The 13,272-nt window shown below is 61.3% G+C and carries 13 protein-coding genes and 1 pseudogene; 3 read left to right on the top strand and 11 right to left on the bottom strand.

Going from position 1 to position 13,272, the window contains the following annotated elements:
* Window positions 1-56: 56 nt before the first annotated feature.
* Window positions 57-311: pseudogene (locus JY96_RS23780) on the top strand (PAAR domain-containing protein); the annotation flags it as partial.
* A gap of 311 nt (window positions 312-622) precedes the next feature.
* A complete protein-coding gene (locus JY96_RS00325; RefSeq protein WP_035033962.1) occupies window positions 623-1,237 on the top strand; it encodes a T6SS effector amidase Tae4 family protein in 615 nt (204 codons plus the stop codon).
* Window positions 1,238-1,457: 220 nt separating this feature from the next.
* On the opposite strand, the gene JY96_RS00320 is transcribed toward JY96_RS00325, so the two are convergent.
* Window positions 1,458-2,321 carry a hypothetical protein gene (locus tag JY96_RS00320; protein WP_035033960.1) on the bottom strand — a complete coding sequence of 288 codons (864 nt, stop codon included), beginning with the start codon at window positions 2,319-2,321 and terminating at the stop codon, window positions 1,458-1,460.
* 201 nt (window positions 2,322-2,522) lie between these two features.
* Here JY96_RS00320 and JY96_RS00315 point away from each other — a divergent pair, with 201 nt between their 5' ends.
* The gene (locus tag JY96_RS00315) at window positions 2,523-2,807 is read left to right on the top strand and encodes a hypothetical protein (RefSeq protein ID WP_035033958.1); all 285 of its coding nucleotides are present in this window, start codon (window positions 2,523-2,525) and stop codon (window positions 2,805-2,807) included.
* Between the two features lie 333 nt (window positions 2,808-3,140).
* Here JY96_RS00315 and arsA read toward each other — a convergent pair whose 3' ends face one another.
* From arsA to JY96_RS00265, 10 genes are all read right to left on the bottom strand, one after another.
* Entirely contained in the window at window positions 3,141-5,144 is a 2,004-nt protein-coding gene (gene arsA, locus JY96_RS00310) for an arsenical pump-driving ATPase (RefSeq protein WP_081960918.1), read from the bottom strand.
* Between the two features lie 64 nt (window positions 5,145-5,208).
* Window positions 5,209-7,572, bottom strand: a complete 2,364-nt coding sequence (locus JY96_RS00305; protein ID WP_052161988.1) for a cation-translocating P-type ATPase — start codon at window positions 7,570-7,572, stop codon at window positions 5,209-5,211.
* Complete coding sequence (locus JY96_RS00300) at window positions 7,569-7,769, bottom strand: hypothetical protein (RefSeq protein ID WP_152606314.1); 201 nt, start codon at window positions 7,767-7,769, stop codon at window positions 7,569-7,571. Before JY96_RS00300 ends, JY96_RS00305 begins: the two co-directional genes overlap by 4 nt.
* Before the next feature lie 136 nt (window positions 7,770-7,905).
* Window positions 7,906-8,160, bottom strand: a complete 255-nt coding sequence (locus JY96_RS00295; protein ID WP_369796110.1) for a DUF2789 domain-containing protein — start codon at window positions 8,158-8,160, stop codon at window positions 7,906-7,908.
* Window positions 8,151-9,335 (bottom strand): acetyl-CoA C-acetyltransferase, encoded by a 1,185-nt coding sequence (locus tag JY96_RS00290; protein WP_035033954.1) that lies wholly within the window; start codon window positions 9,333-9,335, stop codon window positions 8,151-8,153. Before JY96_RS00290 ends, JY96_RS00295 begins: the two co-directional genes overlap by 10 nt.
* 69 nt (window positions 9,336-9,404) lie before the next feature.
* Window positions 9,405-10,226 (bottom strand): class II glutamine amidotransferase, encoded by an 822-nt coding sequence (locus tag JY96_RS00285; protein ID WP_035033951.1) that lies wholly within the window; start codon window positions 10,224-10,226, stop codon window positions 9,405-9,407.
* Window positions 10,227-10,235: 9 nt separating this feature from the next.
* Window positions 10,236-11,519, bottom strand: coding sequence for a hypothetical protein (locus tag JY96_RS00280; protein ID WP_035033948.1), 1,284 nt, complete (start codon window positions 11,517-11,519; stop codon window positions 10,236-10,238).
* 7 nt (window positions 11,520-11,526) lie between these two features.
* Window positions 11,527-11,964, bottom strand: a complete 438-nt coding sequence (locus JY96_RS00275) for an OsmC family protein (RefSeq protein WP_035033945.1) — start codon at window positions 11,962-11,964, stop codon at window positions 11,527-11,529.
* Complete coding sequence (locus JY96_RS00270; protein ID WP_035033943.1) at window positions 11,961-12,194, bottom strand: thioredoxin family protein; 234 nt, start codon at window positions 12,192-12,194, stop codon at window positions 11,961-11,963. Before JY96_RS00270 ends, JY96_RS00275 begins: the two co-directional genes overlap by 4 nt.
* Window positions 12,195-12,218: 24 nt before the next feature.
* The gene (locus JY96_RS00265; RefSeq protein WP_035033941.1) at window positions 12,219-13,271 is read right to left on the bottom strand and encodes a permease; all 1,053 of its coding nucleotides are present in this window, start codon (window positions 13,269-13,271) and stop codon (window positions 12,219-12,221) included.
* Window position 13,272 lies beyond the last annotated feature (1 nt).

Here is a 13,272-nt window from a genome sequence, read left to right as displayed (position 1 = left end):
AATTTCGTTACACCTGATTGATAGAGTCCGGGCAACAAAAAGACAGGGCAAGACAAATGGGACGATCCTTCATCGTTCTGGGTGACCAGACCGACCACGGTGGCGTTGTGATTGAAGCGTCAGTGATGACCGACACGCACGGCAAAGGCATTGCCCGTGTCGGCGATCAGGTAACGTGCCCGAAGCGTGGACATGGCCCGACGGTGATCGTCACAGGTGATCCGACGATGATCATCGATGGAAAACCTGCTGCCCGCCACGGCGACAAGTGCGTATGCGGAGCTACGTTGATTGCAGGCCAAGCCGTGTCAACGGTATCCGATGGTGGGTCTTCCAACCCTCAAGCCGCAGCCGCCTCTCAAGCGGCAAGTGCTGTCGCCGCAGGGTATGTGGCTGCCGAAGCGCGCAATCCGGTGAAGTTCGATGAGCAAACACAACTTGTCGTCTCCAACGGGACCGCCACGCTCGTTGGATTGCCTTGGTTTATCAAAACGGTTGATGGGCGGACTTTCTCTGGCCGACTGGATGAAAACGGCCAGTTGCCGCGCGTCATCACCGAGAACGAGCAAGACTATGAAACGCTTTGGGGTGAAGAAGCGCTTGAGCACATGACGGAGGCGTCATGACCAAAGCCCTGAAGCAAAGCGCAAAGATCAGAACGAATGCCACACCTGATTCAATTTGCAAGGTCAATGTAGAAGCCATCAAATTCGCAGACTTGTGGAGCAATTACGTCATGGGCGATCCCTACGTTGACCCCAAGACAGGCAAGGCTCCTGATGGCTTTGACAATCAGTGTGCCATCAGAATGAGCGCGACCTTTCACAAGGTCGGACTCACGATGAAGTCGTTTACCCCGGCCAATGTCGATGTAAAAGGTCAGACGATTGGCCGCATCATGTTGAACGGCAAATTTGCTGCGACCAAAGCGGATGAGCTGGCGTCATGGCTAAAGAGACACCCGTTTTGCGGCTTGCCAACGAAGCCAGAGGACATCACTGGAAGTGATTGGGCGAAGAAGGTTCAAGGCCGAACAGGCATCATTTTCTTTGGTGGTTACTGGCGCAGAGATGGCGAGGCCGCAGGAAGGGGCACAGGTGGTCACATTGACCTATGGAATGGCGAGAAAATGACGGGATTTGGCACGGGCTTGCGTGCTCGTTTTGGGATCGTTATTCCAGGTATTTGGTCCGACCTTCGCGATTCAAAGAGCATCTTGTTCTTCCCTATCCTATGACAGTCATTCGCGTCCTACTGGGTGCGCTGTTGGGCGCAATAACAGCAACCACTCTCGCTTGGTCCGGTTTGTACGCGTACGGTGTACTTGTGCGCCATGGACAGGGAAGCTTGTTCGATACAAACCCATCGGCAGCAAATGCTTTTTTCATCGCGTGGGGCTGTGCAGTTGTACTGGCTGCCGTGGTCGGCGCCGGCTTGGCGTTGAGAGGGAAACGAAGCTAAACACCGTCGCGCTTGATCGTGGACCCGGCTTTGGCTTTGTACAAGGTACGGTATCCGCCTCCGGGCAAGGGTTCATCAAACACGTCGAAGAGATCTGAGGCCAACGCCAGCCTTTTGAGAGTGGCATGGCCATGTCGCTCCTTCATGTGCGTCACCGCCTCGGGCTCCTGCAGCCATGCAATGCGCCCCGCGTCAGCAAGGTAGGCCCAGCCATCAGCGCGATGCTTTTGTTCAGCCACGTCTTTCAGAACCGAAACCAAAGGGCTGTGCTGCAACAGGATCAACTCGAAGTGGCGCTGGCCCTCTTCGGACGCCATGAACGCGGCCATGGATTGCCCAGCATTAATCAGCGCCTTGGAGACAGATCGTAGATGTTCAAACATGGGCAGCACTCTGGCACGCTGCTCATCGAGATACTTGGCTGCCTCGGCCATCTTCTCCACAGAGTCTGGTTGCCAACGAGGCATGAAATGGTGAATCAGCTCGTTGCGCTCGTCCACCATGCGCTTCATGTCCGCACGTTGCACCTCGTAGAACTCGCGGTCCCCGGATGTCGTGAACGTGAATGACATCCACACCTCGGTGAGGTCCTCCGGCTCGACAGTTGGCTCACCCGCGTCAGAGAGGATGCCATCGGTGAATTGCTCGACCAACTTACCCATCATCTGCTTGTGCGCCTTCTCAGTGCGCTGCTGCTGCCGTTCTTCGAAATTCGACGTGCTGCCATCTCTCCTGTGGTTGGCCACGAGAAATTTCAGCAGTGCCTCGATCTGCTGAAACAACAGCACATTGCGGCCGACCTTGCGAAGCACCTCATCACAGGTGCTTTGGTTGGGCAGGATCTGTTCTGCTTTGTCCATGTGGCTCTCAACAGTTCGGGTTGCTGGCGATGTCCGCGTACGCCAAGACGATGTGACGCACGGTGTGGGCACGACCAACTCGGTGGCAAATAGTTCTGAAATTCAGACAGATCGCCATGGCCGCTCGATTCGGAAAACAGCCCGCAAGGCAGCTGATGCGACAACCAACAATGGGCGCCTCTCTGTTACCCAGGAATTCAAATGAAGAGTTTAAAGCCCGTCATCCACGCTCTGGAGATCCGGATTCGATCCATGCGCAATGACCCGGTTGCGCAAATCGAAGCTGGCAGCACGTTTCAGGCATTCGCCATAGGGGACAAGTTCCACCACAACATGTTCGATACAAGCGCGTGGCACGACCTGCCACAAGAAGGAGAAGTCTTTTTCATCGTCGACAAAGCTCACGCCATTGCCGACATCGGCACTTACATCCATCACCTGGTGATTCTTTGCCTCGCGGCTGCGCCGCCTGATCAACTAGCCTGAGGCACACGAGCCATGCGACCAGCAAACTGGCACCAGGCGCGCTGAATGAGCCATTGCGGCAGCTTGTCGAACTTCACCCGGAAAGTTGGCCATATGCAGGTGGCAACACGCGATCCGAGCGCCGGACCTCTTGGAGTTCAGCGCCTGTTTGGATGAAGCCCATTATCATTACCGTGCCGCTGGTTCGTACCTCGGCCCGGCTTTTCCTCCCTGAGCCGGTGGCGCACCGTGATGACAGCGATGCGTCTTGTGCTCGCTGATCATCCGTTGATCAGCGAGCCTTTTTCTGCCGCGACTTGGTCGCCAAACCGTGGCCTGCGCCAGCAATTCATGTCATGACGCCAGCAACGCAGACAACGCCGTCAGACCGACGGGCGCTTGCGCGACCCATGGCACGGCAAAGGTCCGCTGAGCCAGTCCAGCCGCCAACCTGGCCATCTGCCGCCGCTCGCCATCCAGTCGGGCCTGCAGCAAGGGGTCATGGGTACCCGCTGCCAGGATGGACTTGTTGACCACCCATGCATACGGTTCAATCTTGGCGCGACGCAAGTCATCCTGTAGGGCCGCGGCTTGGGACACCGGCGTCACTTCCGGCAGCGTGACCAGGATGATGCGGGTGTAGCTGGCATCTTGCAGTCGCATAAGCGGCGTGACCACATGCACGGAGGCCTTGCCCTCGAACTCACGCGTCATCTGCCGGTGGTAAGCCCCGGTGGCATCCATCAGCAACAGCGAGTGGCCGGTGGGCGCCGTGTCCAGCACCACGAAGGCACTGCGCGCTTCTGCCACCGTGCGCGAGAACGCATGGAACACAGCGACCTCTTCGGTGCAGGGCGACTGCAAATCTTCCAGCAGCAACGCACGCTCTTGTTCGTCCAGCCCAGGCGAACGCGTCGCCATGATCTTGTCGATATAGCGCTGGGTTTCCACCTTGGGATCAATGCGCCCGACTTGCAAGCCAGGCAATTCGCCATCGAGCGTCATGGCCAGGTGAGCAGCCGGGTCGGTGGTGCTCAGGTGAACCGCATGCCCGCGCTTGACCAGGCCGATGGCCAGCGCCGCTGCGATCGTGGTCTTGCCGACGCCGCCTTTGCCCATCACCATGATCAGGCCGCGCCCGGTCGCAGCCAACTCGTCCACCAGTTTGTCGATGTGTTCCGTTGAGAGGGGCAACTCATCGTTCAATGAGTGAGCTTGCCCGTTGGCTGGTGGCGAGTCGGTCAACAAGGCGCGCAAGGCTGGCAGGCCCACCGTGTCAAACGCTCGCAAAGGCACAGTGCTTTGGGGCAAGGCCAGCAGGGCTTCGGGCATCGCGTCCAGCGCTTGTTGACCCAGGGCCTCGATGGCGCGGGCGACGCCATCATTCGGGTCGGTGGCCTTGAACACACCGTTGATCACCAACTGCTGGTTGTTCAAACCCAGCGCGCGCAACTCATCGGAGGTGCGCGCCGCTTCGGCCAGCGCGCTGCGGTCGGCACGCGCCACCAGCACGATGGTGGTGAGCACCGGGTCGCACAGGGCGGTGAGTGCCGCATTGAAACGCACTTCCTGCATCTTCAGTCCCGAATGCGGTCCCAGGCAGGAGGCGCCCCGGTCGTTGTCCTTGAGAAAGCCGCTCCAGGCCTTGGGCAGGCTCAACAGGCGAAGCGTGTGCCCTGTTGGCGCCGTGTCAAACACGATGTGGTCGTAGTCGGCGGCGTCACCCGCCAGCAGGTTTGAGAACTCGTCGAAGGATGCGATCTCGGTTGTGCAGGAGCCGGACAACTGCTCGCGCACCGTGGCCCGCTCAGCCTCGGTGGTTTGCGCCTCCATTTGTGCCAGGACACGCTGGCGGTAGGTCTCAGCTGCCACATCCGGGTCGATGTTGAGCACCGACAGCCCTGGCGCGCCAGGCACGGGCGTGGGGATGTTGCGAAGCTCAATACCGAGCATCTCATCGAGGTTCGACGCCGCGTCCGTGCTTACCAGCAAGACTTTTTTGCCCGCGTCTGCCAGCGTCAGCGCGGTTGCGGTGGACAGTGAGGTCTTGCCGACGCCACCTTTGCCCGTGAAGAACAGATGCCTGGTTGGACGGCTCAGAAAGCCCAGTGGTTGATGGTGGGGCTGCGGCTTGAGCCAGGACTGCACGGCTTCATGCGATGGCAAGCCACCGCTGTGCACGATCAGGTCACCGATCATGACGGCAGGCGTGGCCTTGACGCCCAGGCGCTTGATCTCGTCCGGGTTCTCGATTTTGATGACCTCTACGGCGACGCCGCAAGCTTTGGCTTCCCGCTCGATCATCTCGATGGTGATATGGCACTTGCTGCACCCCAAGCCTAGAACTTTGATTTCCATGACGATGATCCTTGGTTTGAATTCTTGACGGCATTTTCAGCGCAACGACGGGCCGACAGCCGAATCACTGTGCGCCTGTTTGCCCTGCCCGTCCAGCTTTGGGCTCCCTGAAACGCAATAGGCGCAAGGCGTTGAGCACCACCAAGACCGTGGCACCCTCGTGAATCAACACAGCCACACCCATGCTCGCCAGTCCCAACAGGGTGGCAGGGATGAGCAGCGCCACGACCCCAAATGCCGCCCAGAGATTTTGCTGGATGATGCTGCGCGAGGCACGGCTCAGTGCGATGGCAAACGGTAGCCTCGACAGGTCATCCCCCATCAGGGCCACATCGGCGGTTTCCAGGGCCACGTCGGTGCCTGCGCCACCCATGGCAATGCCGATGGTAGCGCGAGCCATCGCGGGAGCGTCGTTCACGCCATCCCCGACCATGGCCACTTGCTGGTGGTCACGCATCAGCTCATCGATGACCTTGAGTTTGTCCTCGGGCAGCAGGCCAGCGCGCACATCTGTGATGCCCACGGAGGCCGCAACTGCCTTCGCGACAGGCTCGTTGTCCCCTGTGAGCATGACGGTCTGGCGGATGCCCAAGGACGCCAACTGGGCGAACACGTCGCGCATGCCGAGACGCGGGGTGTCCGCCAAAGCGAGCAAACCTACAAAGGTGCCCTCACGTCGCACCAACATGGTGGTTTTGCCAAGCGCTTCCAGGCCGAGCACTTGCGTGCGAACGGTATCGGGCACCCCTTCGGCTTCAAACAAGCGCAGGTTGCCGATGCTCACCGGTCTGGACGACACCACCGCGTGCATGCCTTTGCCGGTGACGGACTGCACATCGGTGGCCTCGGGCCAGGCCAACTGGCGTGCGCGTGCGGCCTGCACCACAGCCTGAGCCAACGGATGCCCGCTGCGGCTTTCGATGCTCGCGGCCATGGTCAGCAAATCAGCTTCGCTGCCATCGAGGGCGATCACATCGGTGACGCTGGGTTTGCCCGTCGTGATCGTGCCTGTCTTGTCAAACGCCATGACCGACAAGCTGCGTAAGTTCTCCAGATGCATGCCCCCCTTGATCAGCACGCCGCCCCGTGCGGCACGGGCCACGCCAGCCAGCACGGCCGAAGGCGTGGCAATGGCCAAGGCACACGGCGAGGCTGCCACCAGCACGGCCATGGCCCGGTAGAACGATTCGGCAAAGGGCATGCCCAGCAAGGGTGGGATCACGATCAGCGCCGCCACGCCCAGCAGGACCAAAGGCACAAAGACCTTCTCGAACCGTGAGACGAAGCGCTGGGTCGGCGACTTCTCGGTTTGCGCCTCGGCCACCAGATGCACCATGCGCGCCAGTGAACTGTCCCTGGCCAGCTTGGTCACCTCGACGCGCAGCAAGCCCTCACCGTTCACGGTCCCGGCAAACACCAGGGAATCGACCGCCTTGTCCACCGGCATCGACTCGCCGGTGATGGCCGCCTGATTGACGGCCGAGACGCCTTCCAGCACTTTGCCGTCTGCCGCGATGCGCTGACCTGGCTTGACCAGCACCTGGTCACCCCGCTGCAGGCTTTCTACGGGCAACTCCAGCTCCGCACCATCACGCAGAGCCAGGGCTGTCTTGGGTGCCAGGTTGGCCAGTGCCTCCATGGCATGGCGGGCGCGGTCCATGGCCAGGTGTTCCAAGGCGTGGCCCAGGCTGAACAGCACCAGCAGGAGCGCCCCTTCCGCCCATTGCCCCAGGGCCGCCGCGCCCATGGCCGCCACGATCATCAGCACGTCAATGTCCAGCACCCGCTCTCGGATGCTTTGCCAGGCATCGCGCATGGCGTAGTAGCCGCCAATCACCATCGATGCACCCATCAAACCGGCGGATACGAGTGGGGTGCTCACACCTTGCCTCGTGCCCACCAGCCATCCGGCCAGCAGCAACGCGCCCGCGGCGGCGCTCACGATCAACTCCCGGTATTGCTCAAACCAGGTCTCTTCGTGCTCAGGCTCCCGCACGCTATACCCCAGTGCCTGGAGACGCTGCACGATGGCTTGGCGAGACACGCGCTGGGTGTCGTACTCCAGACGCATTCGTTCGGCCGCGTAACTGACGGCCGCTTCTTCGACGCCTTCCAGACGCTGCAAGGCGTGCTCAATCACGGTGGCACAGGTGGCGCAGTCCATGCCGTCGATGCGCATCAGCTCATGCTGGTACCTCGCGCTGAGCTGGGCACCGGCTGCCTGCGCCATGTCCCGCACCTGAGTCGGCCTGATGGTCGTAGGGTCGTAGTGAAGGCACAGCAGGGGCTTGCCATCCTGCTGGGTCACATGCACTTTCTCCAGCCCTTGTGCCTGCAACACATCCGTCAATCGCTGGATACAGGCATCCCGTTCGTCCGGCACCCCTGGCAGGACGAGCGCCAACTGCAGCGAGAGTTTTTCGGTCATGCCATGGCCACTGTCTTGTTCACCTTCAAACCATGGTCTGCTTCTTTCGAGCTTGGCGTATGCCTGCTTTGAGCATCCGGTCCGTCACCATCAATGTTGCGCTCAAGCAAGGCCTCTCCCCAGAGGATCAAAGCGTCTTGACGGCGCTTCAGTTCTGTTTCGCAGGCCCAGATGGCAATGTCTTTGGCGTATCCCATGCACATGACGTCTCTCCTTGATAGCAGGTGTCATACAAGAAGACGCACCATTCATGAAAAGGATGCGCGACGCAGCGCCCAAACCAGCTCTGCGCCCGCGCGCACCCTTATCGGGATGACAGGGCACCGTCACAGATCAACCTGCCAGCATGGTCGCCAGTTGGTCGATTTTTTCGGACCAATCTGCATCCGCTTGCAACTGATCCCGAAGGAACTGCGCTTGACTGGCAGTCCAAAAGCTGGCGTCTGGCAAGGACACACCAGCGGGCAAAGGGCTGTGCTCGCGAATGAAGTCGCCTATCCCCCGGGCATCCGAAGGGAGCCCCAACTGGGCAAATAAGTCCGACAGGTGGTGAACAGGTGATTCCATCATCAACTCCTTCAGATGCATTCCAGCGCCAGGGCGATGCCTTGGCCACCGCCGATGCACAAGGTCACCACGCCCCGCTTGAGGCCATCGCGCTTCATCGAATGGAGCAGGCGGGTAGTCAGCACCGCGCCGCTGGCGCCAATCGGATGACCGTGGGCGATGGCGCCCCCCTCGACGTTGACGATGTCTTCTGACAGGCCCAACTCGCGCAGGCAAGCCAGGGCAATGGCGGCAAAGGCCTCGTTGATCTCGACGCGCTGAACATCCGCAACCGACCAATTGGCACGGCTCAGGGCTTGGCGTACGGCAGGCACAGGCCCCAGGCCGAACATGCCGGGTTCCACCGCGCCCACGCCGTAACTCACCAGGCGCGCCATGGGCGTCAAGCCATGGCTTTCGGCCCAGTTGCGCTCGGCCATGATCATGGCCGCCGCCCCGGTGTTGAGGCCGGGCGCGTTGCCCGCCGTGATGGTGCCTTCCTTGCGGAAAGCGGGCTTGAGTTTGGCCAGGGATTCGGCCGTGGTCTCGGGGCGGTTGTGTTCGTCACGGGCAAACAGCGTGGGGCCCTTGCGACCAGGCACTTCGACGGTCACGATCTCGGCGTCGAACAGGCCATCGGCCTGGGCCTTTGAAAACCGTTGTTGAGAGCGCAAGGCCCAGCGGTCCTGGTCTTCCCGGCTGATGTTTTTGAGCGCCACCAGGTCTTCGGTGTGCCAACCGGAATGTTTGCCGCTGAAGGCATCGTTCAGGCCGTCGTACAGCATGCTGTCGAACAGTGTGGCGTCACCCATGCGCGCGCCCCAACGGCCTTGCGGCAGCAGGTAGGGCGCACGGTCCATGTTTTCCATGCCACCGGCCAGGGCGACCTGGCTCATGCCTGACCAGATCTCCAGTGCGGCACTGGCAATGGCCTGGGCACCGGAACCACAGACCCGGTTCACGGTCATCGCAGGCACCTCGACGGGCAAGCCAGCACCGATGCCCGCTTGCCGAGCCGGGTTCATCTTCACACCCGCCTGGATCACATTGCCCATGATGAGCGATGCGATCTGGTCGGCGGGCAGGCCCGAGCGTTGGAGGCTCTCCCGGATAACGGCGGCACCCAGATCAGGGGCAGCGACATCCTTGAGGGCTCCGCCATAAGTACCGATGGCGGTACGGACGGGATGGCAGATCACAACTTCAGCTTGGCTCATGTTCACTCCTTGAGTAGTCAAACACCAAAAGAATCGACGTTGATGTGGTAACGGCCACCACGCAGTTAATCATGCCCGTGGAGGTTCATCAAGGCTGACCGATTTGAGCACCGTGCCCATTGTTATGGCCACCAGTTCCCCTTCAGCAAAGGCCCTCCAAGGCCCATCAGTCAAGGCGACACTCGCGATCAGCACGAGGTCCTGAAACCCGGGATCGACCGATATGCCATCGGCATGCAGCGCCTTGTCGCTATCCTCGCATCGGCGCTCCAGCACCCACAGTCCAGGCGATCGCGTGCGCCCGTCCTCTGCCTGCAGCCGACGGTCACCATGGGCAAACAGGACATCACTGTCTGCGTAGAAAAAATTGGCTGGACCCAGTTGACGCAGTTCGCTTGCAAAGGCTGAGATCACACTCAGCCGTGCATCCAGCGTGGGCACCTCGGTGGTGGTCCACAGTTCATGGATTCGGTCCAGCAACACACAAAATGCATGTTCAGAATCAGTGTTGCCTAGGGGCCGGTACCGACCCAGGGTCAGACCGGGGTGATGCTGAACGCCGGGCAAATTGCCGTTGTGGGCGAACGCGTGCATCCGCCCCATCACCTCTCGCACAAACGGCTGGGTGTTGGCCAGTGCCACCTCGCCCATCGTTGCGTGCCGGATGTGGGAGATGGCCAGCGTCGTGCTGGGTCCCTGGGTCTGCAAAAAATCGACCAAAGCACTGCCACTGGCAGCCCCCGGTTCCCGAAACAACGCCACATCGCGCCCCGCGTAGAACGCTGCGCCCCACCCATCTCGACTGCCGTGCACCGAGTGCTCGGTCAAGGCCTGAAGTGAAAACGTCAGGTGGCTTGGTCGCGAACTGGACATGGCCAGGAGTTCACACATGGCTATTTCCTAAGGCACGATGACGACAGGCGCAAACCCACCACCGGGCGTGCGGAAGTTGGTGGTCTGCCCGGTGTACATGCGCGCAGCCAGGAGCTGCACCTGCCCTGCGTAAGCGTAGGCCCGGATGTCGAACTTGAGGTCGGTCTGCACGCCGTCTACCTCGATCAGGCGCCCGCTGGGCGGCACCATCGCCTGCGCCACGAAACCGCCCGAGGTGATGTCCTGCCAGACGCGGCGCGTCAGCTTGTCGCCGCGGTAGACGGCCTTGCCACCATAGCCCGATTCGGGCTTGAAGAACCACTGGCGGCGTTGCGCCCAAAGTTCCTCAGCCCGCTCGGGCGTGACCTGCACGGTGGGTGGCACCACCGCCGCCAGCAGCGCACGATCGGCCTCGCTCACGCCCCATGCTGCCAGCAGCGCCGTGTCGCTGAGGGCGACCAAGTTGCGCTTCTCGGCGTGCAAAGCATGTGCACGCGGGTGCGGGCTCATCACCACGGCGCCGGCTTCATAGGCACTTTTCAAAGCGCCGTGCGCAGGCTCGGCCAGGTAGAAATCGGTGAGCCGGTTGTAGACCATGCCGACCACGCTGCCATCAACCCGCAACTGACCATCGCGCCATTCAAGGGCTTCGGGCGCCACGATCCGGGCATCCAGGCCGCGCTGTTTCAGCATCTGGCGGCATAGCTCGAACTCGGGCGCCAGGTACTGAGCGGCGGGATCGTCGTCCACGATGATCACCAGGCCCATGGGCGCGTCGCCCCGCTGGCTGCGCCATTCGCTGGTGAACATCTCAAAGAACGCATCTTCCAAACCTACCAGCGTGGGGTCAGGCTGAAATGCCCAGTTCATGACCTCGCAGCACGATTGCTGGGCTCGGGACAGTGCCGCATTGAGCATGGCGCCACCCGCATTGGTATTGACCTCGATGAGCCTGGGCCCGAGCGCCCCGAGGTGGAAGTCATAGCCCATGAACATGCCCAGGGGACCGAAGTCATGTCGGGCGATGGCCGGTGCGCGCGCCAACGCCTGGGACTGGTACGCAGGTTGCGCCATGACGCGCTCCAGCGCTTGCACGGCCAACCGCATCTGCTCGACAACCGGCTGGGACAGAAAGACCACGGTGGAGGAAAACAGGTGCGGGCGCGTGCGGGCGATGTCTTGCGCCATGCCCGCCAAGCTGGCGTCTTTCTCCAACTGACCTTGCAACTTGTCGGTGCTCAGCGTGCGGCAATAGCACCCCAGGTTGAGTGCTTCGGCGGTGTTCAAGGGCAGCGCAGTGGTATTCATCATTCAACGCTCATGCCATGGCCGCGTCTTTGCGACGCAACACGCCCGACAGTTCGGTGCCCGGCGCCACAGTATTGAACACCGTTCCGTACTTCTTGACGTTTTCGTGCAGCAAGGCCAGCCTGCGATCGGGCTCGTCTGTATCGACCACGATCTCGTAGGTGATCGATTCCATACGGGGCGGCACGTCCTGACGCACGCCATGCACACGCACCTCGACACCCCGCAGTTCAAACTTCAAGATGGGCATGACCCGCTCGATGCTCTTGAGCATGCAAGCAGACAAAGCCGCCAGCAACAACTCCGCCGGGTTGAAGGCCTGGGCGTTGCCAGCCAAGTCGGTGTCCAGTGAGATGGTGGCTTGCTTGCATTGGGCCTGACTGGCATGCGCGCTCAGCCGCACCGACACCACGTCAAACGTGAGCTTGCTCGTGGCCGGGGCGCTCATGCGAACCACTGCGCAATCTTGTCACGGCTGGGCACGCCACCCGCGTGCACCACCTTGCCATCGATGACCACGCCTGGGGTGGACATGACGCCATAGCCGATGATGGCCCGCATGTCTTGCACCTTGTCCATCTTGATCTCCTCGCCCTTCTCATGGGCAATTTGCTCGATCAGCGCGATGGTGGTCTTGCAGTTGGCACAGCCGGAGCCCAGAACCTTGATGTCTTTCATGGTGTTGTCCTTGAGGATGGCGGTTCACAGAACCAGGTTGAATACATAGCCCACCAGCAAGATGCCCAAGGCGACGATGCCGACAAAGGTGGCAATCAGGCGGGGCTTGAGGGCCTTGCGCAAAATGATCATTTCAGGTGCGGACAAGGCGATCACGCTCATCATGAACGCCAGCACGGTGCCCAGGGCGGCCCCCTTGCCGATCAGCGCTTCCACGATGGGGATGACACCCGCTGCGTTCGTGTACATGGGCACACCCAGCAAGACTGCGACCGGCACCGACCACCAAGCCTCGCGTCCCATGATGGAGGCCATGAAATCTTCAGGCACATAACCGTGGATGCCGGCGCCCAGCGCGATACCCACGATCACATAGGGCCAGACCTTGCCCACAATCTCGCGCACATGCCCCCAGCCCGCCTCGAAGCGCTGCACCCAGTTCAGGCGTTCTTCCTGCACGTGAACGGCTTCACCCCGCGCAATGACCTGCACCCAGTCCTCCAGGTGATTTTCCATGTGCAGGCGGCCGATCACCAGACCTGAGACGATGGCCACCAGCAAGCCCATCCCCAGGTAGAGGCCCGCCACCTTCCAGCCGAACATGCCAAACAGGAGCGTCAACGCCACCTCGTTGACCATGGGCGCCGAGATCAGAAACGAGAAGGTGATGCCCAACGGCACACCCGCCGAGAGCAAGCCAATGAACAAGGGCACGGCCGAGCATGAACAGAACGGGGTGACGATGCCCAACAGGGCCGCCAGCACATTGCCGACACCCGTTCGCTTGCCCGCCAGCAAGGCGCGGGTGCGCTCCGGGGCAAAGAAGGTCTGCACGATGCCCATGACGAACACGATGCCCGTCAGCAGGAGCAAGACCTTGGGCGTATCAAAAAAGAAGAAATGCAGGGCCTCGCCCAGGGCGCTTTGGCGTGTCAGCCCAGTCAGGCTCAAGACCGCGTCGGCGAAGTCCGTGAGGTGTCCGTAGGCCCAAAACCAAATGGGGGCCACCAGGGCCAGGCCCACCAGCCAACGAATCAAGGGCGTCGCCTGGGGCGCGGGGGATGCAGTGGTGTTCATG

The organism is Aquabacterium sp. NJ1 (assembly GCF_000768065.1).
Taxonomy (GTDB): Bacteria; Pseudomonadota; Gammaproteobacteria; order Burkholderiales; family Burkholderiaceae_C; genus Aquabacterium.
This window is presented reverse-complemented; position numbering and strand designations above follow the sequence as displayed.

Excerpts from the sequence above, each read along its gene's own strand:
- JY96_RS00300 (WP_152606314.1), bottom strand. The coding sequence starts at position 7,769 with ATGGGATACGCCAAAGACATTGCCATCTGGGCCTGCGAAACAGAACTG.
- JY96_RS00295 (WP_369796110.1), bottom strand. The coding sequence starts at position 8,160 with ATGCATCTGAAGGAGTTGATGATGGAATCACCTGTTCACCACCTGTCG.
- JY96_RS00285 (WP_035033951.1), bottom strand. The coding sequence starts at position 10,226 with ATGTGTGAACTCCTGGCCATGTCCAGTTCGCGACCAAGCCACCTGACG.
- JY96_RS00265 (WP_035033941.1), bottom strand. The coding sequence starts at position 13,271 with ATGAACACCACTGCATCCCCCGCGCCCCAGGCGACGCCCTTGATTCGT.
- JY96_RS00305 (WP_052161988.1), bottom strand. The coding sequence starts at position 7,572 with ATGACCGAAAAACTCTCGCTGCAGTTGGCGCTCGTCCTGCCAGGGGTG.
- JY96_RS00325 (WP_035033962.1), top strand. The coding sequence starts at position 623 with ATGACCAAAGCCCTGAAGCAAAGCGCAAAGATCAGAACGAATGCCACA.
- JY96_RS00315 (WP_035033958.1), top strand. The coding sequence starts at position 2,523 with ATGAAGAGTTTAAAGCCCGTCATCCACGCTCTGGAGATCCGGATTCGA.
- arsA (WP_081960918.1), bottom strand. The coding sequence starts at position 5,144 with ATGGAAATCAAAGTTCTAGGCTTGGGGTGCAGCAAGTGCCATATCACC.
- JY96_RS00280 (WP_035033948.1), bottom strand. The coding sequence starts at position 11,519 with ATGATGAATACCACTGCGCTGCCCTTGAACACCGCCGAAGCACTCAAC.
- JY96_RS00275 (WP_035033945.1), bottom strand. The coding sequence starts at position 11,964 with ATGAGCGCCCCGGCCACGAGCAAGCTCACGTTTGACGTGGTGTCGGTG.
- JY96_RS00320 (WP_035033960.1), bottom strand. The coding sequence starts at position 2,321 with ATGGACAAAGCAGAACAGATCCTGCCCAACCAAAGCACCTGTGATGAG.
- JY96_RS00270 (WP_035033943.1), bottom strand. The coding sequence starts at position 12,194 with ATGAAAGACATCAAGGTTCTGGGCTCCGGCTGTGCCAACTGCAAGACC.
- JY96_RS00290 (WP_035033954.1), bottom strand. The coding sequence starts at position 9,335 with ATGAGCCAAGCTGAAGTTGTGATCTGCCATCCCGTCCGTACCGCCATC.